24 protein-coding genes are annotated in these 22,592 nt (G+C 57.0%); 17 read left to right on the top strand and 7 right to left on the bottom strand.

Annotated elements, in window-relative coordinates; genetic code table 11:
* The first annotated feature begins 29 nt into the window (after nt 1–29).
* Complete coding sequence (locus A11S_RS11995; RefSeq protein WP_015468532.1) at nt 30–278, top strand: hypothetical protein; 249 nt, start codon at nt 30–32, stop codon at nt 276–278.
* An 86-nt stretch (nt 279–364) separates the two neighbouring features.
* Here the strand turns inward: A11S_RS11995 and guaB are convergent, their stop codons facing one another.
* Complete coding sequence (guaB, locus tag A11S_RS10720) at nt 365–1,855, bottom strand: IMP dehydrogenase (protein ID WP_015468531.1); 1,491 nt, start codon at nt 1,853–1,855, stop codon at nt 365–367.
* A 268-nt stretch (nt 1,856–2,123) separates the two neighbouring features.
* On the opposite strand from guaB, the gene A11S_RS10715 reads away from it, so the two are divergent.
* Nucleotides 2,124–2,723, top strand: coding sequence for a hypothetical protein (locus A11S_RS10715; protein WP_015468530.1), 600 nt, complete (start codon nt 2,124–2,126; stop codon nt 2,721–2,723).
* A 48-nt stretch (nt 2,724–2,771) separates the two neighbouring features.
* On the opposite strand, the gene A11S_RS10710 is transcribed toward A11S_RS10715, so the two are convergent.
* Nucleotides 2,772–3,470, bottom strand: coding sequence for an RlmE family RNA methyltransferase (locus tag A11S_RS10710; RefSeq protein WP_015468529.1), 699 nt, complete (start codon nt 3,468–3,470; stop codon nt 2,772–2,774).
* 1 nt (nt 3,471) lies between these two features.
* Complete coding sequence (locus A11S_RS10705; protein ID WP_015468528.1) at nt 3,472–3,819, bottom strand: hypothetical protein; 348 nt, start codon at nt 3,817–3,819, stop codon at nt 3,472–3,474.
* A gap of 73 nt (nt 3,820–3,892) precedes the next feature.
* Between A11S_RS10705 and A11S_RS10700 the strand changes: the two genes are divergently transcribed.
* The 7 genes from A11S_RS10700 to accC all read left to right on the top strand — a co-directional run bounded on the left by A11S_RS10700 (nt 3,893) and on the right by accC (nt 9,628).
* Nucleotides 3,893–5,266 carry a M48 family metalloprotease gene (locus A11S_RS10700; protein ID WP_015468527.1) on the top strand — a complete coding sequence of 458 codons (1,374 nt, stop codon included), beginning with the start codon at nt 3,893–3,895 and terminating at the stop codon, nt 5,264–5,266.
* A gap of 37 nt (nt 5,267–5,303) precedes the next feature.
* Complete coding sequence (locus tag A11S_RS10695) at nt 5,304–6,086, top strand: DsbA family protein (protein ID WP_015468526.1); 783 nt, start codon at nt 5,304–5,306, stop codon at nt 6,084–6,086.
* Between the two features lie 36 nt (nt 6,087–6,122).
* The gene (locus A11S_RS10690) at nt 6,123–6,782 is read left to right on the top strand and encodes a DsbA family protein (RefSeq protein WP_235067760.1); all 660 of its coding nucleotides are present in this window, start codon (nt 6,123–6,125) and stop codon (nt 6,780–6,782) included.
* Nucleotides 6,783–6,796: 14 nt separating this feature from the next.
* Complete coding sequence (locus A11S_RS10685) at nt 6,797–7,282, top strand: copper chaperone PCu(A)C (RefSeq protein ID WP_015468524.1); 486 nt, start codon at nt 6,797–6,799, stop codon at nt 7,280–7,282.
* A complete protein-coding gene (aroQ, locus tag A11S_RS10680) occupies nt 7,283–7,717 on the top strand; it encodes a type II 3-dehydroquinate dehydratase (protein WP_015468523.1) in 435 nt (144 codons plus the stop codon). It abuts the gene before it with no gap.
* Nucleotides 7,718–7,812: 95 nt separating this feature from the next.
* Entirely contained in the window at nt 7,813–8,265 is a 453-nt protein-coding gene (accB, locus tag A11S_RS10675; RefSeq protein ID WP_015468522.1) for an acetyl-CoA carboxylase biotin carboxyl carrier protein, read from the top strand.
* 22 nt (nt 8,266–8,287) lie between these two features.
* The gene (gene accC, locus A11S_RS10670) at nt 8,288–9,628 is read left to right on the top strand and encodes an acetyl-CoA carboxylase biotin carboxylase subunit (RefSeq protein WP_015468521.1); all 1,341 of its coding nucleotides are present in this window, start codon (nt 8,288–8,290) and stop codon (nt 9,626–9,628) included.
* 73 nt (nt 9,629–9,701) lie between these two features.
* Here the strand turns inward: accC and A11S_RS10665 are convergent, their stop codons facing one another.
* A complete protein-coding gene (locus A11S_RS10665; RefSeq protein ID WP_015468520.1) occupies nt 9,702–10,379 on the bottom strand; it encodes a LabA-like NYN domain-containing protein in 678 nt (225 codons plus the stop codon).
* A gap of 353 nt (nt 10,380–10,732) precedes the next feature.
* Between A11S_RS10665 and rpoZ the strand changes: the two genes are divergently transcribed.
* From rpoZ to A11S_RS10650, 3 genes are all read left to right on the top strand, one after another.
* Nucleotides 10,733–11,149 carry a DNA-directed RNA polymerase subunit omega gene (gene rpoZ / locus A11S_RS10660; protein ID WP_014103787.1) on the top strand — a complete coding sequence of 139 codons (417 nt, stop codon included), beginning with the start codon at nt 10,733–10,735 and terminating at the stop codon, nt 11,147–11,149.
* 111 nt (nt 11,150–11,260) lie between these two features.
* Nucleotides 11,261–13,432: a RelA/SpoT family protein gene (locus A11S_RS10655; RefSeq protein WP_015468519.1), complete on the top strand. Its 2,172-nt coding sequence runs from the start codon at nt 11,261–11,263 to the stop codon at nt 13,430–13,432.
* 20 nt (nt 13,433–13,452) lie between these two features.
* Nucleotides 13,453–14,049, top strand: coding sequence for a DUF2062 domain-containing protein (locus A11S_RS10650; protein WP_015468518.1), 597 nt, complete (start codon nt 13,453–13,455; stop codon nt 14,047–14,049).
* On the opposite strand, the gene A11S_RS11955 is transcribed toward A11S_RS10650, so the two are convergent.
* The 3 genes from A11S_RS11955 to A11S_RS10635 form a co-directional block, all read right to left on the bottom strand.
* Nucleotides 14,046–16,034, bottom strand: a complete 1,989-nt coding sequence (locus A11S_RS11955; RefSeq protein ID WP_015468517.1) for a hypothetical protein — start codon at nt 16,032–16,034, stop codon at nt 14,046–14,048. The two genes, A11S_RS10650 and A11S_RS11955, sit on opposite strands and share 4 nt — an antisense overlap.
* An 18-nt stretch (nt 16,035–16,052) precedes the next feature.
* The gene (locus tag A11S_RS12165) at nt 16,053–17,207 is read right to left on the bottom strand and encodes a hypothetical protein (RefSeq protein WP_015468516.1); all 1,155 of its coding nucleotides are present in this window, start codon (nt 17,205–17,207) and stop codon (nt 16,053–16,055) included.
* A gap of 61 nt (nt 17,208–17,268) precedes the next feature.
* Nucleotides 17,269–18,393, bottom strand: coding sequence for a hypothetical protein (locus tag A11S_RS10635; protein ID WP_015468515.1), 1,125 nt, complete (start codon nt 18,391–18,393; stop codon nt 17,269–17,271).
* 287 nt (nt 18,394–18,680) lie between these two features.
* Between A11S_RS10635 and acpS the strand changes: the two genes are divergently transcribed.
* The 5 genes from acpS to A11S_RS10610 all read left to right on the top strand — a co-directional run bounded on the left by acpS (nt 18,681) and on the right by A11S_RS10610 (nt 22,489).
* Nucleotides 18,681–19,091 carry a holo-ACP synthase gene (acpS, locus tag A11S_RS10630; protein ID WP_015468514.1) on the top strand — a complete coding sequence of 137 codons (411 nt, stop codon included), beginning with the start codon at nt 18,681–18,683 and terminating at the stop codon, nt 19,089–19,091.
* A gap of 74 nt (nt 19,092–19,165) precedes the next feature.
* Nucleotides 19,166–20,017, top strand: coding sequence for a signal peptidase I (gene lepB, locus A11S_RS10625; protein ID WP_015468513.1), 852 nt, complete (start codon nt 19,166–19,168; stop codon nt 20,015–20,017).
* Complete coding sequence (gene rnc, locus A11S_RS10620; protein ID WP_015468512.1) at nt 20,017–20,721, top strand: ribonuclease III; 705 nt, start codon at nt 20,017–20,019, stop codon at nt 20,719–20,721. The genes lepB and rnc overlap by 1 nt, the downstream gene beginning before the upstream one ends.
* The gene (era, locus tag A11S_RS10615) at nt 20,718–21,641 is read left to right on the top strand and encodes a GTPase Era (protein WP_015468511.1); all 924 of its coding nucleotides are present in this window, start codon (nt 20,718–20,720) and stop codon (nt 21,639–21,641) included. Before rnc ends, era begins: the two co-directional genes overlap by 4 nt.
* Before the next feature lie 314 nt (nt 21,642–21,955).
* Nucleotides 21,956–22,489 (top strand): GcrA family cell cycle regulator, encoded by a 534-nt coding sequence (locus A11S_RS10610; protein WP_015468510.1) that lies wholly within the window; start codon nt 21,956–21,958, stop codon nt 22,487–22,489.
* The last annotated feature ends 103 nt before the right edge of the window (nt 22,490–22,592 follow it).

Here is a 22,592-nt window from a genome sequence, read left to right as displayed (position 1 = left end):
TAATCACAAAAACAAAGGAAACCCAAACCATGAATACAAAAACCCTTTTGATCATTGTGACGATCATCCTGATCGGTGTTCTCGGCTATGTCGGGTATCAGGAAACCCAGAAACCACAAACGCCGGGCGAAAAAATGGAAGCCGCAATGGAACAAGCGGGCGATGCGATCGGTGATGCCGTGGATGATCTGACGCATTCCGAACCGAAAAATGCAGGCGAAGCCGTTGGTGAAGCGGTTGAAGATGCCGGCGAAAAAATTCAGGACGCGGCACAATAACTGCGCATCCGGACCAAGCAATAAAAACAGCGCCCATGTGTTTGTGGGCGCTGTTTTTCTATTTCTACCGGCGTGGGTTTGAACGGCTAGTCATTTTGCCGGTAATTCGGGGCTTCCTGTGTGATGGTGACATCATGCACGTGGCTTTCACGATATCCGGCCCCGGTCATGCGCATAAATTCGGCGCGGTCATGCATGGCGGGGATGGTGGCGCATCCGGTGTAACCCATGGCGGCGCGCAATCCGCCGACCATCTGGTGCAGGACGTTGCCAACGGGGCCTTTATACGGCACGCGGCCCTCGATCCCCTCGGGGACCAATTTTTGTTCCTGTGTCACGGCGCCCTGAAAATACCGGTCGGCTGATCCGCGCACCATGGCGCCAACCGATCCCATCCCGCGATAGGATTTATAGGACCGTCCCTGATACAAGACCACTTCACCCGGGGCTTCGTCGGTTCCGGCGAACAGGCCGCCCATCATGACGCAATCGGCCCCGGCGGCGATGGCCTTGGCCATGTCCCCGGAAAATTTGATGCCGCCATCGGCAATCACGGGAATGCCATGCGGGGCGCACGCGGCCGCCACATAAAAAGCGGTCAGTTGCGGCACGCCGACACCGGCGACAATGCGCGTGGTGCAGATGGATCCGGGGCCAATGCCCACCTTGACCGCGTCCACGCCCGCGTCGATCAAGGAACGGGCCGCATCACCCGTGGCGATGTTTCCGGCGATGATCTGCATATCACCCTTCACGGCGTTGCGCACGCGACGCACGGTCTCCAGAACGTTTTTCGAATGGCCGTGGGCGGTGTCGATCACCAGCACATCCAATCCCGCATCTTCCATCATGATCGCGCGGTGCAGTCCGGTGTCCCCCGTGCCCACGGCGGCCCCAACCAACAGGCGTCCGACACGATCCTTGCTGGCCTGCGGGTTCAGGTCAGATTTTTCAATGTCCTTGACCGTGATCAATCCGGTGCATCGCCCGGCCTCATCCACGACCAGCAATTTTTCGATGCGATGTTTGTGCAACAAACGACGCGCTTCGTCGCGGCTGACATCGGCGGGCACGGTGATCAGGTGATCGGCGGTCATCAATTCACGCACGGGCTGGGCCGCGTTTTCGGCAAAACGCACATCACGGTTGGTCAGGATGCCGACCAGCTTGCCATTCGCTTCCGTTACCGGAATACCGGAAATGCGATGCTGGCGCATCAGGCGCAACGCCTGCTCCAATGTTGCGTCCGGCTCAATCGTAATCGGGTTATCCACCATGCCGGATTCAAATCGCTTTACACGGCGAACCATGTCGGCCTGTTGCTCCGGGCTCATATTGCGGTGGATGACGCCCAGCCCGCCGGCCTGGGCCAGCGCAATCGCCATCTCGGCCTCGGTCACGGTATCCATCGCGGCGGACAGGACGGGAATGTTCAGAGCAATCGATTGGGTCAGGCGTGTGCGCGTATCCGCATCGGCGGGATGAATGTCGGATGCGCCGGGGACCAGCAGGACATCGTCAAAGGTCAAACCTTCGCGCAGAACTTTCTCGGCTTTTGGGGCGGTCTGGGTGGCCATGGTCAAAATCCTTTTCCGGGCGGGTGAATCTTGACGCTCATTTATAGAGCAGGGGGGTGGAATAGGCCAGCCGGATGGGGCTTGAATGACTCCTTTATTTCCAATATTCTGGAAAACGCGAAATAAAATTACTCAAAATTGTGCAGATGCGAAATTCTGCATCAAATTTGCCAAAACCCCCTTTAAAACAGCGATTTTTGTACGCACTGCACTGCAACAGGCGTATTCTATGGGTGTCCACTTTGGATCACAAATAGAGGGTAAAACGATGCGTAAGTCATTCGACGATGCAAACAAACAAACCGACATAGAAACCGGGGCTCAGACGCCGGATATGTCCGCCGCAGAAGCGGTGATGATCAACATTTTTGACTGGGACTTTCACAAATCCTATGACGGCCAGCGCCTGGACCGCGAAGCGCGCAAGACGCTGGATAAATCCCTGCAATCCAACATCCGGACCCTGTGCCCGAATTTGGGTGAAACGAATATCCTGTCCACCTATTCCGACCTGCTGATCGACGGCCATGCTGGCGGTCTGGATCAGGTGATGGAGTTGACGGAAAAAGTGATTGATGCGTGCCTGCGCGCGCAAAACGGCGAACGCAAAACGCTGAACGATCTGGATCGTTTCCTGGGCAAAAAGTTGGAAAAGATGGAAAAGCATTTCGGTTCTGGCGACGCGGTGGAAAGCGTTCCGCTGCACGTTGTGGCCGAAGCGATGGATTCCAGCGAACAAGGATCGAAATATCACGGCGCGTTCAAACAATCGGCGGAATTGAATACAATGCGCAAGATTGTCGACGAAATGCCGAAGGGTTCCGTGCAGAACAAGAAGCCGGGCCTGTTCGATTTCCTGCGACGCTAATCGGTTTCATACGCTTTTAAAAAACCCCGCCAATGGCGGGGTTTTTGTTTATTCGCTGATGCCTTTGAACCCGGTGGCCACAACGTATTGTTCGGCGGATTCCTTGCGGCTGGCTTTGGGCTTGATGTGTTTCACGCTTTTGAAATCGCGTTTCATGCGGGCCAGCAATTCGGCCTGTGTGCCGCCCTGAAACACTTTGGCGACGAACGATCCGCCGGGTTTCAGAACTTCCAACGCAAATTCATACGCGGCTTCGACCAGACCCATGATGCGGATATGGTCGGTGGATTGGTGGCCCGTTGTGTTCGGGGCCATATCAGACATGACCAGATCGGCGGGACCGTCCAGCGTGGTGACCAGCGCCTCGGGCGCGTCATCATTCATAAAATCCATCTGCAGGAAGGCAATGCCCGGCAGCGGGTCGATGGGCAACAGGTCGAGGCCCACGACATGCGCGCCCTTGGCCGCGGCCACTTGGGACCAGCCACCCGGCGCGGCGCCCAGGTCGATGACGTTCATGCCCGGACGGATCAGGTGGAGCTGTTCATCCATCTCAATCAGCTTGAAGGCCGCGCGGGAGCGGAATCCGGCCTTCTGCGCCTCCAGCACATAGGGATCGTTCAACTGGCGTTGCAGCCAGCGGCGGGAGGAGAGTTTCAAGCTCTTGTTCTTGACCTTTACGTTGCGCTGGTTGCCGCGCAAATTGCCCGTTCTAGACCCCGAACCCGACCCTTTTTTCTCACTCATTTCAAAACACCATCGCAAGCATGGAGACACATAGGCCCATCACATAGAGGGACAAGGTGGCCGCCAGAAAGATTACGCCCCTTGTATGCGGGGAAAAGTGCGCCAATACAAGAAAAACCCCAATTAACAGGCCATAAATGATCAATCCACGCTCATACAGGCCCATATCGAGCCAGCCGAGGATGCCGTTGGGCTTGCCAATCGACGTCATGATCTCAATTTGTGTCCGTAAGGTCAGGATACAGGCCAGAATGAAGGCCAGGCTCTTTAAAACCTGCCCGCGGTGAACGACCACCATGGCAATCGGGATCCAGATCAGATCAATCCATTGATAGAGAAGGGCGGTCATATTAAAGTTGGGGGTCCGTTCGGGCTGTCATTGCGTCATCTTTGCACCATATTTATCAGAAATGCTGGGATTCATGAAATTGTTCCGTCATCGCGGGGTGCGCCCTGTTTTGGGTTTTGTGATGCTAACCGGGCTGTTGCTGGGCTCGGTCGGGGATGCTTTTGCGCAAAACAGCCCCACGCTGATCCGTGATACGGAAATCGAAAAAACCATCGAGATGTGGGCGGAACCTGTGGTGCGGGCCGCCGGGTTGGACCCGAAATCGGTCAATTTCATCCTGGTCCAGGATTCCAGCCTGAACGCCTTTGTTGCGGGCGGGCAGAATGTCTTTATCTATACCGGCTTGATTCAACGCACAAAAACGCCGGAGGAATTGATCGGCGTGATCGCCCACGAATTGGGTCACATCAGTGGCGGGCATTTGATCCGCACGCGCCAGGCGTTGGAAGAAGCCTCCTATGAAACCATCCTTGGGGCGTTGATTGGTATTGGCGCGGCCATTGCCACGGGCGATGGCGGGGCGGCCAGCGCCGTGTCGATGGGGTCGCGGTCGATGGCCGAACGGCGCTTTATGGCGTTCAGCCGGGTCCAGGAATCCAGTGCCGATCAGGCGGGCCTGTCCTATATGTCCAAGGCGGGTTTGAACGGGGCCGGCTTCCTCAGCTTTATGAAGCAGATGGAAAACGAGGAATTGCTCCCCGCCAGCCAGCAATCCGAATATGTCCGCACCCACCCGCTGACCCGGGACCGGATTCAGGCCGTCGAAACGGTGCTGCAGGGGAACAGCTTTGACAATGCCAAACCCGTGCCCGCTTCGTGGAACGAAGAGCATGCGCGCATGATTGCCAAGCTGGTCGGTTTTATCACGCCGGAACAGGTGCCGTGGGTGTATGCCGACCGGGATACATCGGTGGCGGCGCGCTATGCCCGCGCCATTGCGGCGTACCGTCAAAACCGCGTGAATGACGCGCTGGGCCAGATGGATGCCCTGTTAAAGGATGAGCCCGAGAACCCCTATTTCAACGAGCTGAAGGGCCAGATGCTGGTCGATTTCGGCAAAGTGAAAGAGGCCGTGCCGTTCTATCGCAAGGCGGTGAATTTGGATTCAAATGCGCCGTTACTGCGCGTGTCTTATGCCCATGCATTGATTGAATCGGATGTGGGCGGGGCGTCGCTGGGTGAGGCGATCACCCAGTTGCAAAAGGCCTTGCGCACGGAAACACGATCCCCGCGCGTGCATCGCCTGCTGGCCACCGCATACGGCAAACAGGGCAATGACCCGATGGCGCGCCTGCATCTGGCCGAGGAGGCGCTGCTGCAACGAAACAACGACTATGCAAAACGCCAGGCCGAAGTGGCATCACAAGGTTTGAAAAAGGGCTCCGCCCCATGGATTCGGGCGCAGGATATTCTGAGCCATGTTGAACAAAGCGCCGATAAAGATTAAAACTTAAACCGACTGTTTCACGCGAAAGGACATGCCCGTGACATTTTCCTCCAAACTGCGCCTCTCTGCCGTTGCTGTTTCCGTTCTGGCCGTATCGGTCGCGGGCTTTGCCCTCGTGCCGCACGCCGCGACAAAGGACGCCTTCACCGCCGATCAAAAGGCGGCGTTGAATGACATTATTCATGACTACCTGATGGAAAACCCGCAGGTGATTATGGAAGCTGTAGCCAAGCATCAAGTCGATCAGGAACAGGCGCAGGTCGATGCGATGAAAGACCTGATCGTGACGAAGAAAGACGCGTTGTTTAACGATGCGGGCAAACCGGTTGCGGGCAACCCAAAGGGCAGTGTCGTGATCGCCGAATTTTATGATTACAATTGCGGGTACTGCAAACACGCCTTTAGCGACATGGCGCAGATTCTGGAATCGGACAAGGATGTGAAATTCGTCATGATCGATTTCCCGATCCTGTCCGAAACATCCCACATGGCCGCCAAATATGCCTTGGCCGCCGGGAAGCAGGGCAAGTATTTTGAAATGCATTCCCGTCTGATGAAGCTGAGCGGTCAGATGCGCGAAGAGCAACTGCAGGACATTGGCAAGGATCTGGGCCTGGATGTGGAGCAGATGAAAAAAGATGCGGACAGCGCCGATGTGGCCAAGCAGATCGAATCCAACATTGCCCTGGCCCGTGAACTGGGGATCAGCGGCACGCCGGGCTTTATCATCAATGAAACGCCGGTGCGTGGTTATCTGGGGCTGGAAGGCATGCAGTCGATCATCGCCGAAGAGCGTGCCAAGCTGACGAAGAAAGACTAATTCTCCAAAAACGCTGAGAGACCGGTGGGGGCCATAATGCGACGTATCCTTGTGTGGGGTTTGGGCGGTTTTGCGATCCTGCTGGTCTTTTTGGCGGCGTCCATGACGATGCGAACATTGGCATGGAAGAAAACACAATCCCACATTACCCAGGCCGTCGCCGGTCAGGTGATGCACGCCGCGGATCAAAAAAATCCCGCCATTCGTGTTGTCGCCCTGACCCGGTATGGCAGTTGCGATGCCTGTGCCCAGGCGCATCAGGCCTTGGCGCTGGCCTTGGACGATGCGGCGGCGGGGGCCGCTGATATTCAGGTCGTGGTCCAGCCCATTCCCCTGTCCGATCCGCATAACCAACGCCTGGCCCGACTGGCGCTGGCCGCCGGGTTACAGGATAAATTCGCCCCGTTTCATGATGCGCTGATGAATTATGACGGCGCACTGACCGACGATGTCGTGCGGACCTTGGCGGTGAATGCCGGGGTTGATTTCGATCGGTTGAATGCCGACATGAATGATCCGCGGGTGAATGATGCGCTGTCCGCGGGGCGTGCCTTGATGGATGCGGTCAAGCCGCCAGCATTGCCGTCTTTTGTGTTTAATGACCGTCTGGTTTTTGCGCCACCGAAAGATGGCGTGTTCCAATCGGATGATTTCATCGCCTTCTTTGACCATGTCCGAAAAACGTCCCAACCATAATCAAAGGATCTATCATGAAAATGCGCTCCGCCGCCCTGACGGCTTTGCTGTTGAGTGTTGTGTCTTCTGCGGCCTATGCCGATGTGATTGTGCATGATGCCTATAGTTTTGCGACCGTATCCGGCACAAAAACCGGCGCGGTGTTTTTGACGGTCGGCGCGGATGCCGCGGATCGTTTGATCGGTGCGGAAACACCGGTGACCAAACGGGCCGAACTGCATACGCATGAAGATGATAAGGGCATCATGAAAATGCGCAAAACCGATGGTTTTGATGTTGGTGCCGATACCGGCCTGACGCTGAAGCCGGGTGGTCATCACATTATGCTGATGGATTTGCCGGAACCGCTGGTGAAGGATCAGACCTTCCCCCTGACGCTGGTGTTTGAAAAAGCGGGCAAGGTGGAAACCACCGTTCTGGTCCGGGCCGCGGGCGATGTTCCGGCGGATCATGACCATGGGCATGATCACGGTGATGATCATGCGGGACACGCACACTAGATGAAAAAGATTCTGGTCCTCAACGGGCCGAACCTGAACATGCTGGGACGGCGCGAACCGGATATTTACGGCACGACGACATTGGCCGATATCGAAGCACTGTGCCGTGCGGCGGGGGCCAAGGCAGGGCATGAGATTGATTTCCGCCAATCCAATCACGAAGGTGTTCTGGTCGACTGGATTCAGGACGCGGCCCATGACCCGGATTTGGTCGGCGTGGTGATCAATGCGGCGGCCTATACGCATACATCGGTCGCCATTCATGACGCGTTGAAGATTTTGCACGTTCCGGTGGTGGAGGTGCATCTGTCCGATCCGTCGACGCGGGAGCCGTTTCGGCATATTTCCTATGTCGAACCGGTGGCGTCCGCCGTGTTCAAAGGGATGGGTCCGCAGGGCTATGTCATTGGAATTGAACACTTATTGTCAAATTGACAGGGGGGAGGGTGCGGTTCCCCTTTGACATTTACCGCATCCTTCTGTAAGCAAGTGCACGATTAAACATCTTGAAGGCAGGGTATTGATATCCCATGAAAATTGACGAAAAAGCCATCCGCAAGCTGGCGGAACTTCTGGACGAAACCCACCTGACGGAGATCGAAGTCGCCGAAGGCGAACAGGTTATCCGCGTTGCCCGTGGTGGCGCTGTGATCAGCGCCGGCGCTGCAATGCCGGTCAGCATGGCCTCCGACCCGACCATTCCGCAGGCTGCAAACCTGTCGGCCCCGTCCACGGTTGCTGGCAACCATCCGGGTGCCGTTGTTTCGCCGATGGTGGGCACCGCCTATCTGCAGGCCGAACCGGGCGCACCGTCCTTCGTACAGAAGGGTGCAACGGTGAAAGCCGGTGATACGCTGCTGATCATCGAAGCCATGAAGGTGATGAACCCGATCAAGGCCCAAAAGGGCGGCGTTGTGACGCAAATCGCTATCGAAAACGGCCAGCCGGTTGAATTCGGCGACGTTTTGATGGTCATTGAATAAGAAGCGATAAGAAGCGGACATCATGTTCAAGAAAATCCTGATTGCGAACCGGGGTGAGATTGCCCTGCGTATCATCCGCGCCTGTCGTGAGATGGGTATTCAGACCGTGGCCGTTCACTCGACCGCTGATGCTAACGCTATGGCTGTGCGTCTGGCGGATGAAAGCGTCTGTATTGGTCCGGCATCGTCCCGCGAAAGCTATCTGAATATTCCGGCGATCTTGACCGCGGCCACCGTGACGGGGGCTGAGGCCATTCACCCGGGTTACGGGTTCCTGTCAGAAAACGAACAATTCGCCCGCATGGTCGAAGAGCACGGATTTGTCTTTATCGGACCGAAGCCGGAACACATTGCCACCATGGGTGACAAGGTGATGGCCAAGAAAACGGTGAAGGCGCTGGGCTTGCCGGTCGTGCCGGGGTCCGAAGGGGCGCTGGAATCGGTTGAGGAAGGTCTGGCCTTTGCCAAGGAAGCGGGTTACCCGGTTCTGATCAAGGCCGCGTCCGGCGGTGGCGGTAAGGGCATGAAAGTGGTCCGCAGCCCGGAAGAGTTCCAGGAAGCCTATTCTACGGCCCGCTCCGAAGCCAAAGCAAACTTTGGCGACGACACCGTTTACGTCGAGAAGTATCTGGAGAAGCCGCGCCACATTGAAATTCAGGTCTTTGGTGATACGCACGGCAACGCCATCCATTTGGGTGAACGCGATTGTTCCACACAACGCCGTCACCAGAAACTGGTCGAAGAAGCCCCGTCCCCGGTGCTGAGCGCGGAAGAGCGTGATCAGATCGGGTCCCTGGCCGCCGAAGTGATCCGCAAAATGGGTTATCGCGGCGCGGGCACAATCGAATTCCTGTATGAAAACGGGCAATTCTTCTTCATGGAAATGAACACCCGGATCCAGGTGGAACACCCGGTCACGGAAATGATCACGGGTATTGACCTGATCGCCGAACAGATTCGTGTGGCCGCGGGCGAACCGCTCAGCGTGAACAAGGACCGCATCCATCTGCGCGGTCACGCCATCGAAATCCGTATCAATGCCGAGGATCCGGACACGTTTATGCCGTCCCCGGGCACGATCACGCAATTCCACGCCCCGGGCGGGTTAGGTGTGCGTTTTGATTCCGCGATTTATGGTGGCTATCGCATCCCGCCATACTATGACTCGATGGTGGGCAAGTTGATCGTGCATGGTCGCAACCGCGATGAGTGCATCCGCCGTCTGCGCCGTGCCATCACCGAAACGGTGGTTGAGGGTGTAAAGACCACATTGCCCCTGCAATTGTGGATCACGGAACAGCCGGAATTCACGTCGGGTGAATACAACATTCACTGGCTGGAGAAAAAACTGGCCGAACGTTAAGCGGTTCAGGATACAGGATATAAAAAAACGGTCCCGAATTTCGGGACCGTTTTTTTATTGTTTCGTGTGTCGCTTATTCGGCGCCCAGAATGCTCGGGGGCAGGGCGTTGCCGAAATTGTCGTCCTCGTCCTCATCGTCCATGCCGCCGATTGAGCCATCGTTCGGCTGTGCATTGGCTGCGGTGCGCGGGCCGCCAGCGCGTTGGATGGCGTTGGCCAACATTTCCAGTTCCAGGAAATGGTCGGCCTGACGGCGCAGTTCATCGGCCACCATCGGCGGGCTGGTTTTGATCGAGGACACAACGGTGACGCGCACGCCCTTGCGTTGGACCGCTTCGATCAGGCGGCGGAAATCGCCATCGCCGGAAAACAGCATGATGTGATCGACATTGTCGGCCATTTCCATCATGTCGATGGCCAGTTCAATATCCATATTGCCTTTGATCTTGCGGCGGCCTTGCGCATCGACGAATTCCTTCGTCGGCTTGGTGACCATGGTGTAGCCGTTATAATCCAGCCAATCGACCAGCGGGCGGATCGGCGAATATTCCTGATCTTCGATCAGGGCGGTGTAGTAGAGTGCACGAACCAAGCGGCCCTGATCCGCCGCCCATTTCAGGAGCAGGCGATAATCAATGTCGAATTCCAGCGCGCGCGCGGCGGCGTACAGGTTCGACCCGTCGATGAACAAAGCAAGCTTCTCTTCAGGATAGAAGGGGATGTTTGCAATCTGATTTTTTTGGCGACGCATGATGCTGTGTGTTCTTTCTTTACAAAATCAATCGGTTAGCATTTTTAGCAAGGATATTATGGGCCTTGGCAAAAAAATATTAGCAGTTCTTCATATAAGGATATTCTACATCATTTCAACATAATATGAACCAAAAAAGCAAATTTTCCCAAGATGCTAGACCTCGGCATAGGCGGGTGGAGATAGACCGAGGGATGCAACGTGACAAGGGGCGGTGATGGCAGATCTGGGTTGTGCGGCATGTATGGGGGCCGCGTTATGGATTTTGGGGCGCTTCGGGCTTGCACTTTTGTCCACAACCCCGTATAAACCGGGAAGTTTTCAAGGATTTTCCCTTTAAGAAGGACCCACGAATGGCACGCGTTACCGTAGAAGATTGCGTTGAAAAAGTAGCAAACCGGTTCGAACTGGTCATGCTGGCCGCCCAACGGGCGCGCAAAATCGGCTCCGGCGCGGCTTTGACGCTGGACCGTGACAACGACAAAAACCCGGTTGTCGCCCTGCGCGAAATCGCCGAAGAAACCGTTGGCGTTGAAGATCTGAAAGAAGAACTGATCCGCAACAACCAGCGCGTCATCGAAATGGATGACAGCGAAGACATCATTGACCAGATGGATGGCGAAGAAGAGTGGAATGCTCTGGCCGCCCAATCCGCTGCGATGGATCTGGACCGCGATTCCGATGATGACGATGATTTCGGTGACGACGATGGCGAACCGTCGTTGGAAGATCTGGCCGGCGGCGTTCCGGATGGCGATGACGACCTGTAAGCGGGTCCGTACGTAAGAATTCGTAAAAAGCCGGGGAAACCCGGCTTTTTTTATTCCCGTATCCCCTTTATATTACTGAAGTCGTTTCTTATCCCGCGTGGTGCCCTTTCCATGAGCCTGTCCAGCGATCTGGTCGACCAGATCAAGACCTATAACCCCGATATCGACCCCGCTTTGATCGAGCGGGCCATCGAATATGCGCGTGTGAAGCATGACGGGCAGGTCCGCGCCTCGGGCGAGCCGTATTACACGCACCCGGTTGAGGTTGCGGCGATTCTGGCCGATATGAAAATGGACCCGGCCACGATTGTGACGGCCATTTTGCATGACACGCTGGAAGACACCGATGCGACGATGGAGGAGTTGAAAAAACTCTTCGGCGACGATGTGGCCAACATGGTCAACGGCGTCAGCAAATTGTCCCGGATCGAAGGTCAAACGGTCGAGGGCAAGCAGGCGGAAAACTTCCGCAAGCTGGTTCTGGCCATGTCGGACGATATTCGTGTGCTGTTGGTCAAGCTGGCCGACCGTTTGCACAATATGCGCACCATCCATCACATCGCGAAGCCGGAAAAACAACGCCGCATCGCGCGTGAAACGCTGGAAATTTATGCACCGCTGGCGGAACGGATCGGTATCCACCAGATCAAGGAAGAGCTGGAAGACCGCGCCTTTGGCGTGATGAACCCGGAAGCGCGCGAAAGCATCACCAACCGCCTGTCGTATCTGCGGCAGGAGGGCACGGATATGGCCGACACCATTATCCAGGCTTTGAGCAAGACGTTGAAAGATGCCGGGATTAACGGTGTCGTTCTGGGGCGCGAAAAAACGCGTTATTCCATCTGGCGCAAGATGCAGCGCAAGAACGTATCGTTCGAACAGCTGTCCGACATCATGGCGTTCCGTGTGCTGGTGGAGAATGTGGAGCAATGCTACCACGTGCTGGGCATCATCCACAGCCAGTACCCGACCGTGCCGGGCCGGTTCAAAGACTATATTTCAACGCCGAAGCCCAACGGCTATCGCTCCATCCACACCACGGTGATCGGTCCGGAAAACCAGCGGATCGAGGTGCAGATCCGCACCAAGGACATGAACGAGGAAGCCGATCTGGGTGTGGCCGCGCACTGGGCGTACAAGGGTGGCGCGTCCAAGGCGGATATGAAAGATGCGCGTCAGTTCCGTTGGCTGCGCGAATTGTTGGACCTGATCGAAAACGAACAGCGCCCGGAAGAGTTTCTGGAGAACACCAAGCTGGAATTGTTCCAGGATCAGGTGTTCGTCTTTACGCCCAAGGGCGATTTGATGGAGTTGCCGAACGGGTCCACCCCGGTCGATTTCGCCTATGCCATTCACTCTAACGTGGGGGACCGTTGCACAGGGGCGAAAATCAACGGGCGCATCGCGCCGCTGAACACCAAACTGCAAAACGGGGACCAGGTCGATATTATCACGGCGAAAAACCAGACGCCGTCGCCGACATGGGAACGGTTTGTCGCCACGGGCAAGGCCCGGTCGCATATCCGCCGTTTCGTGCGCCAGCAGCAGCGTGATGAATACGCGACGCTGGGCCGTGCAATGTTGCAGAAAGTGTTCCAGGCCGAAGGCTATGAATATAGCGAAAAAGGTCTGGCCGGTATTTTGAACCAGTTCCGCGGGGCGGAGGTGGTGGACGATATTCTGGCCGGTATTGGTCAGGGCAATTTCGTTGCGCGCGATGTGTTCCGCGCCATTTTCCCCAGCCACAAGGCCACGCCGGCGCGCAAGCCCAATGAAATGGATGTGGCCGAGGCGGGCGTGACCAGCCGCAAGACGGAATCGTCGTCCCGCCCGATGCCGATCAAGGGTTTGATTCCGGGTATGGCGGTGCATTTCGCGCGATGCTGTCACCCGCTGCCGGGCGATCGTATTGTCGGGATCGTGACGACGGGCAAGGGTGTAACCATTCACACGATTGATTGCGAAACGTTGGAAAATTTCGCCGATACGCCGGAACGCTGGCTGGATGTGTCATGGGGTGATGGCCCGGACTCGCCGGAATCGCATATTGGCCGGATTGATGTGACCATTGCCAACGTGGCCGGGGCGCTGGGCACCATTTCCACGGTGATCGGCAAAAATGGCGGGAACATCACCAACCTGAAAATCACAAACCGGTCGCTTGATTTCTGGGACATGATTTTGGATGTCTATGTGAACGACATTAAACACCTGAACAACATCATTGCCGCCCTGCGTGCGACGCCACAAATCGCGTCGGTACAACGGTCGCGCGGGCGATGATGGGTTTGTGATACGTTATCATGCTGTTCCGCCGCCGCACCAAGCTGCATCCCATTAAACGTCTGCGTGAAATGCTCTGGCCATCCATGGGGTGGGAACGGACATGGGATTATATCCGTCATCGCATGTTTCGGCGGTCTGATTCGTCGTATGCGATTACGGCCGGGCTGGCCGCGGGCGTGGCCGTGTCGTTCAGCCCGATCATGGGCACCCATATTGTGCAGGCCGCCGGGCTGTCGCTGATAACGCGCGCGAATATTTTTGCCGGGGCCATCGGGACATTGTTTGGCAATCCGACCACATTCCCGATGATCTGGTGGGCGTCGTACCAGTTGGGCGCGTTTATCATCGGCCTGTTCTGGGATGTGCGCATGGTGGAACTGCCCGACCATATCACCTTCGATTTTTTAATGGCGCATCCTTATAAAATATTTATGCCGATGATGGTGGGCGGTTATACGCTGGCGCTGGTGTCATGGCCGTTGACGTACATGATCTGTTACTGGCCTGTGAAACAGATGCAAAAGGCGTATCATGCGGACCGTTTGCAAAAATTGCGTGACAAAATCATGCACCGCGAACATGCGGAGCAGGAAAAAGATAAAAATGCCGATTAATGCGGCGTAATCACCACGCGTCCGTGACCGGCCTGACCACAACTGTTCCCCACATTTCCGCCTGTTCCGGGGCCGCTGTTGGCGGCCGCTCCACCTGTACCGCCGGATCCGGCGCTGCCCAGTGTGACGGTGTCACCAATGCCACCCCCGCCACCGCCATTCAGCGTGCTGCCGCAAGCGCCCCCATTGGTTGACGTGCCACAGGCCCATGTCGCGTCCGCACCGCCCGCGCCGCCATAGCTGGTCGTGGATCCGTTGTTGGTACCATCACCACTGCCGCCCGCGCCGCCATAGGTGGAGGATCCGCCGCCCCATGATGCATCGCCACCGCCGCCACCGCCATAAACGCCCGCTTTTCCTGCGGCACTGTCGCCGCCCAAACCTTGATCGCGTCCAGCGCCCCCACCGGGGCCGCCCCGGGCCGTACAGGCGTTATACCCGCCTTCGCCAACGATCACGCGCAACATGGTGCCAGCGCTGTAGCTTGTTGTTTTCAGGGCGTATCCACCGCCCCCGCCGCCCCCGCGTGTGGTTGAACTGTTGCCCGCCCCACCGCCGCCGCCGCCGGCGAGCACCTGAATGGTGCCGTTGGCCAGTTGAACCGCACTGGCCCCGCCGCCGCCGCCCGCGGCCGTCGTAACGGCCCCGCCGCCGCCCGCGCCATAGGCCGCCATGTCCAATGTCGTGCAGCCGGATGGCACGGTGTAAAGATATTCGCCCGGTGTGGTGAATTGAACGCTGGAACAGGGTGTGGCGGTCAATTGCGCGGTGGGTGTAATGGTGATTTTTCCATCGCCGCCCTTTTGGTTACTGCCGGATGTGCAGGGCGATCCGACTGTGGACCCCGTGCCTGTGCCGCTTTGCGGGGTTGTGCCGCCCGTGTCTTCTTTTCCAGGGGCGCCATACAGGGCGATGTCACCCGTGCCAAATCCGCCGCCGCCACCCGTGCCATACGCGCCGCACTTCCCGCCATTGGTCGAACTGCCGCACGTAAATGTAGGATCCGCACCGCCTGCGCCGCCATAGCTGGATGTCGCGTTGTTGTTTGTGCCATCACCGCCGCCGCCGGCCCCGCCATTCGTGGATGACCCGCCTTGCCATGAACTGTCACCGCCGCCGCCGCCGCCATGGGTGGAATTTCCACCGTTCGCGCCGTCCGGGGCTGTGCCGCCCATGACATAGCCACCGATTCCGCCGGTTCCACTGCATCCATTATAACCGCCGCCGCCAACGACGATTAAAAGTTCATCACCCGCGCTCAGCGTTGTTTGCTTGCGGGCATATCCGCCGCCGCCGCCACCACCGATGCCGCCGCCGCTGTTTCCTGCACCGCCGCCGCCACCACCGCCACGGGCGATAATGGATGAATCAGACATTTTTTCGATTCGTGACGATCCGCCGCCGCCGCCGCCATAGACGCTGTATGCGGCTCCGCCCCCAGCCCCCCAGGCATCAAACGTCAGGTTGGTGCAGCCGGATAAGACGGTATAGGAATGTTCACCCGGTGTTGTAAATGAAACGGGTTCGCACCCGTACGCGGGGGGCTGATAACCCGATACGAACACTTTCCAACTGGTGCCGTCGCAATAGGAATAGTTTTTGTCTGTGGGATTGTAACGCAGCGTACCTTCGATCGTGCTGTTGCAGGTTTGCGAATCATACGCAATTCCAATGCTGCCGGAAACATCCAGCGGCACGATCGGGCTGGTCAGGCCAATGCCAACATTGCCTGTACTGTAATACAGTTCGGTCAGATCCGATGTGTTGCGGCTCCATAACGACCCGGAAAATTCCCGCCATGTGGTGCCGTCACAATAAAGGTGTGCCTGCAGTGCGGTGGAATATTGAATGGACCCGGCGGATGCGGCCGGGCTGGTGCATGCGGCATGGGCTGTGCCAGAAAACAGGCTCGTGCCCAGAACACAGGCCGCGGCCAGAAGGCCGTAGAAGCGTTTTTGATGAATTTTTTCTGTCTTCTTGTACATCAATCTATCCTGTTGTCCTTAATATGGGCGAATGACAACTTTGCCATTGCCGCCGCGGTTGCATGATGATGAATGCACAGACCCAGTTCCGGGCCCGCCGTTGGCGGCAGGTCCCCCCTGGAATGAATCGCCGTTCAATCCGCGCAAGGCCACATCGCCAATCCCGAATCCACCGCCACCGCCACTTTTTTCGCCACCGCATGGGCCGCCATAGGTAGAGGTTCCGCAGAGGAAGTATTTATCCGCACCGCCTGCGCCACCATAATCGGTTCCGGATGGATTGTTGTCGACGCCATCGCCGCCGCCACCACCGCCGCCATAGATGGACGACCCGCCCGTCCAGCTTGCGTCGCCGCCGCCGCCGCCGCCATATGTAGACCCGCCACCGTTACTGGAATTGCCCAGTGTTCCGCCATCTGGGTTCCCGCCAAGGCCGCCATTGGTTCCGCATCCGCTTTGGCCGCCTTCGCCGACAACGACCAGCAAATTGTTCCCGGCTGTTAATGTGACATTTTTTTTGCCAAATCCGCCGCCGCCGCCGCCGCCGTCGGTTGTGCCATCGCCCGCGCCGCCGCCGCCGCCGCCACCCAGGACCAAAATCGTACCGGATGAATTTTCAATGCGCGATGATCCGCCGCCGCCACCGCCATAGGTGGAATATCCACCACCGCCGCCCGCGCCGTAAGCTTCAATCGCCAAATCTTCGCAGCCGGGAAGGACGGTGTAGGAGTAGGACCCGGGCGTCGTGTATTCCTGAACAGTGCATGTTTCAATTGTTGGTCCGGCGAGTGCTTTCCAGGTCGTGCCGTTACAAAATTCGATATTCTTCGCTGCGCTGTAGCGCAGAACGCCTTTATATGTCGCGTTGCAAGCTGTGCCGCTGTCGGCCAGGCGCAGGCCCCCATTGACGGCCAGCTTCAGGCCTTGCGGATTGGTTGATCCAATCGCGACATTGCCGGTGTTGTAATAAATGTTGCTGCCGCTTTGAACCCATGTGACGGTTCCACCGGCCATGGATAACCAGTTTGTTCCATCGCAATATTTGAATTCTGTCGTGCCGGAAAACCATTCGAGCGATCCAGCCAACGCGGTGGGGGAAGAACAGGCGGCATAAGCGGGTTTTGACAATGTTCCGGCCAAAACGGCGCAGGCCATCAGGCTGGTGATGGCCATCAGATTGGTACTCTTCCGAATATTTTTTATGCGCTGTTTCATGGTCTATAAAATTTCTTATCTATTGCTGGGGCCGGATCACGACTTTGCCGTTGCCGCCGCGATTACAGGCGGATGTTGGGGCACCGCCGGTTCCGGTTCCGCCACCGGCCGCTGCTCCGCCACTGCTGGCATTGCCGCCGGCCCCTTGTAAAACGGCATCACCGATGCCAAATCCGCCGCCGCCGCCGGATCTGGAACCGCTGCACGCTCCGCCATAGGTCGATGCACCGCACAGGAACTCAATGTCTGCGCCACCTGCGCCGCCAAAAAAAAAACCGCTGTTGTGGGTGCCGCTTCCGCCGCCGCCGCCCCCGCCATAGGTCGATGCGCCGCCCCTGTACGAGCTGTCGCCGCCGCCCCCACCGCCATAGGTGGAGTTGCCGCCATTGCTGGAATTCCCCAGCGTTCCGCCGGATGGGTCGCCGCCGGCGCCACCGTTGTTGCTGCATCCATTCTGGCCGCCTTGGCCGACATAGATGTTCAGAACGTTGCCCACGCTCAGCGTCATTAATTTTTTGCCATATCCGCCGCCGCCGCCGCCGCCGGGATCGCCGGCGTCACCGAAAACGCCGCCGCCGCCCAAAGACACAATAGTGCTGGCCGGATATTCGATGCGGGATGAACCGCCGCCGCCGCCGGCGTAGTTTGACCACCCGCCGCCGCCACCCGCGCCATAGGATTCAAGGATCAGATTGGTGCATCCGGCTGTGACGGTGTAGGTGTATGAGCCCGGTGTCGTATATTCCGTTGTCGGGCAGGTGGATGGCGTAACCCCGGCAAAAGATTTCCATGATGTTCCATCACAAAAATCGACGGTGTTGACGCTGCTGTAGCGCATTGCGCCCTCGTGTGCGGCGTTGCAGGTTACGTTGTTGTCGCCCATGCGCACACTGCCGCCGACATCCAGCATGACGACCGGGTTGGTGCGGTTAATCCCGACCATGTCGGTGTTGTAATAAATATCGGAACCACTCACGACCCATGATCCGCCCGTGCCGATCGTGACCCAGTTGGTGTTGTCGCAATATTTGAATTTTTGATCGGCGCTGAACCATTCAATCGCGCCCGCGCTTTTGATGGGGGCGGTACAGGCGGCGTGGGCCGCGCCGGGAAGGAGAAGGCAGGATCCCGCAATCGCGATCATGCATATGATCGTGTGGCGCAATGGCGTTTTTAAAATGAAGGGCACAGACGTCGCAACGTCTGCTCTTAAAACTCGGGCGCGGGCTGACACGGAAAACCCCCTCCTGCCAGAAATTCAAAACGGTCTTTTGAATTCGCCTAAGTTTTCGCGCCCGACGATCTTTATGATGCTAAATCTACCTGCAGCAGATTTATTTTATGCTATTGTTTTAAATAAAGTTTTACCCGTCAAGGGCGGTGTGTGTGCAATGGATACATATACAGTAAAATCAATGGGTTGGTTGTACAATGATTATTGGCACAGGGTCAGATTTGATCGATATTCGCCGAATTGAAAAAACCCTGGCCCGGTTCGGGGATCGCTTCATTGCACGCTGCTTTACGGAAATTGAGCGCGCCAAGGCCGAATCCCGCCGGGGCGCGGGCACGCATATTGCCACCTACGCCAAGCGGTTTGCGGCCAAGGAGGCCTGTTCCAAGGCGTTGGGCACCGGGTTTGCGGATGGTGTTTTTATGCGGGATATTGGTGTTATCAACGATTCCGCCGGGCGGCCGACCCTGCATTTAACCGGTGGGGCGGCGCGGCGGCTGGCCGCCATGGTGCCTGCGGGCATGCGCCCCGTGATTCACCTGACCCTGACGGATGAGCCGCCCTTGGGCATGGCGAATGTCATGATTGAAGCGGTGCCTGATATTTAATGGATTTTGGCGGAAACATTCGATAAAACCTAGCCATGACGTACACTGATCCTTCCAGAACAGAGAATCCCGCGATGAGCGATCAAACGCCCGCTGACCAAAAAGCCGATCAAAAATCAGCGCCGAAATCCCCGCCGCTCAGTGCCAGCGAAGAGTGGAGCGAGTTTATCAAAACCGCGATGATCGCTGTGGTCTTGGCCTTGTTGATCCGCACATTCCTGTATGAACCATTTAACATTCCGTCGGGGTCGATGAAGCCGACATTGGAAGTGGGCGATTATCTGTTTGTCAGCAAACCGGCCTATGGTTATTCCCGCTATTCGTTCCCGTTCGGTCTGGCCCCGATTGGGGGCCGTGTGTGGGCCAAGGCCCCCGAGCGTGGTGACGTCGCCGTGTTTAAACTGCCAACCAATCCGCGCATTGATTATATCAAGCGGATTGTCGGTATGCCGGGCGATACGGTGCAGGTGATCGAAGGTCGCCTGTATATCAATCGCCAGATCGTGCCGCGTGAATCGGTTGGCTTGAAACGCGTCGACGAAGATGGATCGATCGTGGTCATGACCGAATATCTGGAAACGCTGCCCAACGGTGTCGTGCACAGCATTTATGAAGAGGGCGATGATCATCCGTTGGACAACACGCCCGAATACACCGTACCGGATGGGCATTATTTCGCCATGGGCGATAACCGCGACAATTCGCAGGACAGCCGCGTGATGAACCATGTTGGCTTTATCCCGTATGAAAACATTGTTGGCCGTGCGTCGTTCCTGTTCTTCTCCACCAATGGCAGCGCATCGCTGGCCGAGGTGTGGAAATGGCCGGGCGCGATCCGTTACAGCCGTTTGCTGATGTCGGTCGAGCCGGTGAAGGTCGAAGCGCCGACGTCGGCCCCGGCCCCGGCTCCGGCTGCGGTGAATTGATGCCGATGGCGGGCGCACCCGATATGGATCAAGCCATGAACGATCTGCAGGATCGTTTGAACCACCGTTTTTCCAATCCGGATTTATTGCGCGCGGCGCTGACACATTCATCGACCGGGGCGGCGGTGAATTACGAACGTCTGGAATTTCTGGGCGACCGGGTCATGGGCCTCGTGCTGGCGCGGTTTTTGTTTGATATTTTCCCGCATGAAAACGAAGGCGATCTGGCCCGCCGCCACGCGGCTTTGGTGTCGGGATCAACATTGGCGCGTGTGGCGAAGGATATTGATCTGGGCAAGGCTTTGCATTTGTCCCATTCCGAACGCGCCGCCGGTGGGGCGGATAATGACAATATCCTGTCCGATGTGATCGAGGCGATGATCGGGGCCCTGTATCTGGATGCCGGGTTGGACCCGTGCATGGCGGCGATCCAATCGTTGTGGGGTGATTTGTTAAAGGCGGATTTAACCCCGCCCCGCGATCCGAAAACCGCTTTGCAGGAATGGGCACAGGGGCAAGGCCATCCGTTGCCGCGTTATACGATGATTGAACGATCCGGCCCGGATCACGCGCCGATTTTTACCGTGTCGGTCTTTGTCGAAGGGTTCGACGAAGTCGCGGAACAGGGCACATCCCGCCGTGCGGCGGAAAAGGCGGCGGCGACCCGCCTGCTGAACATCATAGAAAAGGATAACCGTTCATGACCGAACGTTGTGGCTTCGTTGCCATTATCGGTGCCCCGAATGCGGGCAAATCAACCCTGATCAACCGGATGGTCGGGGCCAAAGTTTCCATCGTCAATCGCAAGGTGCAAACAACCCGGATCAATGTCCGTGGCATCGTGATGATGAATGATGATGCCACGCAAATCATCCTGATCGATACGCCGGGTATTTTTGCGCCGAAACGCCGGTTGGACCGCGCAATGGTGGCGGCGGCCTGGAATGGTGAGGCGGATGCGGATATCACCGCCTTGCTGATTGATGCCTCGAAAGAAGGGTTTGATAAAGATACCCGCGCGTTGCTGGATACCATTGAAAAGCGGTTCAAGGACGGCTCGGTTGGGGAACGGAAAATCATCCTGTTGCTGAACAAGATCGATCAGATGCCCGCCGATCAACTGTTGAAAATCAGTGCGGAATTGAATGACCGCATCCCGTTCACGGCCACGTTCATGATTTCCGGCCTGAAGGGGCGCGGGGTGCAGGACGTGCTGGACTGGGTATCAAAAAACATTCCCGAAGGGCCGCATCATTATCCCGGCGATCAATTGTCGGATTTGTCTGAACGGCTTTTGGCTGCGGAAATCACGCGTGAAAAAATCTACGACAATTTGCACCAGGAATTGCCATACGCCGCCACGGTGGAAACGGAAAAATGGGAAAGCTTTGATGATGGCAGTGTGAAAATTTCACAAGTCATTTATCTGGCCCGCGAAGCCCATAAACCGATTGTTCTGGGCAAGGGTGGGTCGCGGTTAAAGGCGATTGGGATGCAGTCACGCAAGGAACTGGAAACCTTGCTGGAGTGCAAGGTGCATTTGAAATTGTTCGTCAAAGTGAAAGAAAACTGGATGGATGATCCAGAGCGTTACAGCATCTGGGGTCTTGATCCCGGGGCGTAAGGTCGCCAACCGCATATAATCATGCGCGTGAACGTATAAATTCTAAAGCGATGCTGAAAAGCGTCGCTTTTTTATTGCGACCGATTCGCGGCTTGAAAAAATCACGTTTCAAGATTCGTTGCAAGGATATGCGTTCAAATGTGTGGATAAAACGTGCAGTGATTCGCAGGACTCTGGACCAGCGAATCACCCACCTGTTACATTACCCCCACTGCACAGAATAAATGATTTTCTTTTTTGAATCAGGGCGTTGTCCTGGTCAATGCGTGTGTGTGACGACTTTAAAAGAGATTTCAAACGGGGAGACTATAAAAATGAGCTGGACCGAGGAACGCGTATCTCTTCTAAAACAGCTGTGGGGCGAGGGGAAGTCCGCGGCGGAAATTGCGAAAGCCTTGGGCGGGGGATTGACCCGCAACGCCGTTATCGGCAAGGCCCACCGCCTGAAACTCTCCAACCGTGTATCCCCCATCCAACAAAATAGCAAAACACCTGATGCCGCTCCGGTCGCTGTGAAAGCAACGGTGCGCGTTGTTGAAGATGCCGCCCCTGTGCGGACTGCGGCGCGTGTGGCGATTGCCATTCCGCAAGCCGCCAACAACGGCAAGGGCGTCAGCATGGTTGAGCTGAAGGATCGCATGTGCCGCTGGCCCGTTGGTGACCCGAAAGATTCCAACTTCCACTTCTGTGGTTGTGCATCGGAAGCGGGCCTGCCTTATTGCGGCGCGCACGCGAAGCTTGCCTATCAGGCCCCGAGCCGTTCCCGCCAGCTGAACGCCGAAGATTTCGAGCGCGAAGGCAGCGCGGTCCACGCCGAGGAAGAATTGAAGGATGTCGTGCGGGCATAACCCCGCGCGCGATCAAAGAGGTGGGCGGGCATAATCCCGCACGGATCAAATCCGAATAAAAAAAGGGCCCATCATCGGGCCCTTTTTATTTTCTTATGCGCGT

The organism is Micavibrio aeruginosavorus EPB (assembly GCF_000348745.1).
In the GTDB taxonomy this organism is placed as follows: Bacteria; Pseudomonadota; Alphaproteobacteria; order Micavibrionales; family Micavibrionaceae; genus Micavibrio; species Micavibrio aeruginosavorus_A.
This window is presented reverse-complemented; position numbering and strand designations above follow the sequence as displayed.

What these genes read in the sequence shown, in the direction of transcription:
- A11S_RS10650 (WP_015468518.1), top strand. Translation starts at nt 13,453, where the DNA reads ATGCTGTTCCGCCGCCGCACCAAGCTGCATCCCATTAAACGTCTGCGT.
- rpoZ (WP_014103787.1), top strand. Translation starts at nt 10,733, where the DNA reads ATGGCACGCGTTACCGTAGAAGATTGCGTTGAAAAAGTAGCAAACCGG.
- A11S_RS12165 (WP_015468516.1), bottom strand. Translation starts at nt 17,207, where the DNA reads ATGGCCATCACCAGCCTGATGGCCTGCGCCGTTTTGGCCGGAACATTG.
- A11S_RS11995 (WP_015468532.1), top strand. Translation starts at nt 30, where the DNA reads ATGAATACAAAAACCCTTTTGATCATTGTGACGATCATCCTGATCGGT.
- A11S_RS11955 (WP_015468517.1), bottom strand. Translation starts at nt 16,034, where the DNA reads ATGTACAAGAAGACAGAAAAAATTCATCAAAAACGCTTCTACGGCCTT.
- accC (WP_015468521.1), top strand. Translation starts at nt 8,288, where the DNA reads ATGTTCAAGAAAATCCTGATTGCGAACCGGGGTGAGATTGCCCTGCGT.
- accB (WP_015468522.1), top strand. Translation starts at nt 7,813, where the DNA reads ATGAAAATTGACGAAAAAGCCATCCGCAAGCTGGCGGAACTTCTGGAC.
- A11S_RS10715 (WP_015468530.1), top strand. Translation starts at nt 2,124, where the DNA reads ATGCGTAAGTCATTCGACGATGCAAACAAACAAACCGACATAGAAACC.
- A11S_RS10685 (WP_015468524.1), top strand. Translation starts at nt 6,797, where the DNA reads ATGAAAATGCGCTCCGCCGCCCTGACGGCTTTGCTGTTGAGTGTTGTG.
- era (WP_015468511.1), top strand. Translation starts at nt 20,718, where the DNA reads ATGACCGAACGTTGTGGCTTCGTTGCCATTATCGGTGCCCCGAATGCG.
- acpS (WP_015468514.1), top strand. Translation starts at nt 18,681, where the DNA reads ATGATTATTGGCACAGGGTCAGATTTGATCGATATTCGCCGAATTGAA.
- A11S_RS10665 (WP_015468520.1), bottom strand. Translation starts at nt 10,379, where the DNA reads ATGCGTCGCCAAAAAAATCAGATTGCAAACATCCCCTTCTATCCTGAA.
- A11S_RS10700 (WP_015468527.1), top strand. Translation starts at nt 3,893, where the DNA reads ATGAAATTGTTCCGTCATCGCGGGGTGCGCCCTGTTTTGGGTTTTGTG.
- A11S_RS10710 (WP_015468529.1), bottom strand. Translation starts at nt 3,470, where the DNA reads ATGAGTGAGAAAAAAGGGTCGGGTTCGGGGTCTAGAACGGGCAATTTG.
- aroQ (WP_015468523.1), top strand. Translation starts at nt 7,283, where the DNA reads ATGAAAAAGATTCTGGTCCTCAACGGGCCGAACCTGAACATGCTGGGA.
- A11S_RS10690 (WP_235067760.1), top strand. Translation starts at nt 6,123, where the DNA reads ATGCGACGTATCCTTGTGTGGGGTTTGGGCGGTTTTGCGATCCTGCTG.
- A11S_RS10610 (WP_015468510.1), top strand. Translation starts at nt 21,956, where the DNA reads ATGAGCTGGACCGAGGAACGCGTATCTCTTCTAAAACAGCTGTGGGGC.
- A11S_RS10655 (WP_015468519.1), top strand. Translation starts at nt 11,261, where the DNA reads ATGAGCCTGTCCAGCGATCTGGTCGACCAGATCAAGACCTATAACCCC.
- guaB (WP_015468531.1), bottom strand. Translation starts at nt 1,855, where the DNA reads ATGGCCACCCAGACCGCCCCAAAAGCCGAGAAAGTTCTGCGCGAAGGT.
- lepB (WP_015468513.1), top strand. Translation starts at nt 19,166, where the DNA reads ATGAGCGATCAAACGCCCGCTGACCAAAAAGCCGATCAAAAATCAGCG.
- A11S_RS10635 (WP_015468515.1), bottom strand. Translation starts at nt 18,393, where the DNA reads ATGATCGCGATTGCGGGATCCTGCCTTCTCCTTCCCGGCGCGGCCCAC.
- rnc (WP_015468512.1), top strand. Translation starts at nt 20,017, where the DNA reads ATGCCGATGGCGGGCGCACCCGATATGGATCAAGCCATGAACGATCTG.
- A11S_RS10705 (WP_015468528.1), bottom strand. Translation starts at nt 3,819, where the DNA reads ATGACCGCCCTTCTCTATCAATGGATTGATCTGATCTGGATCCCGATT.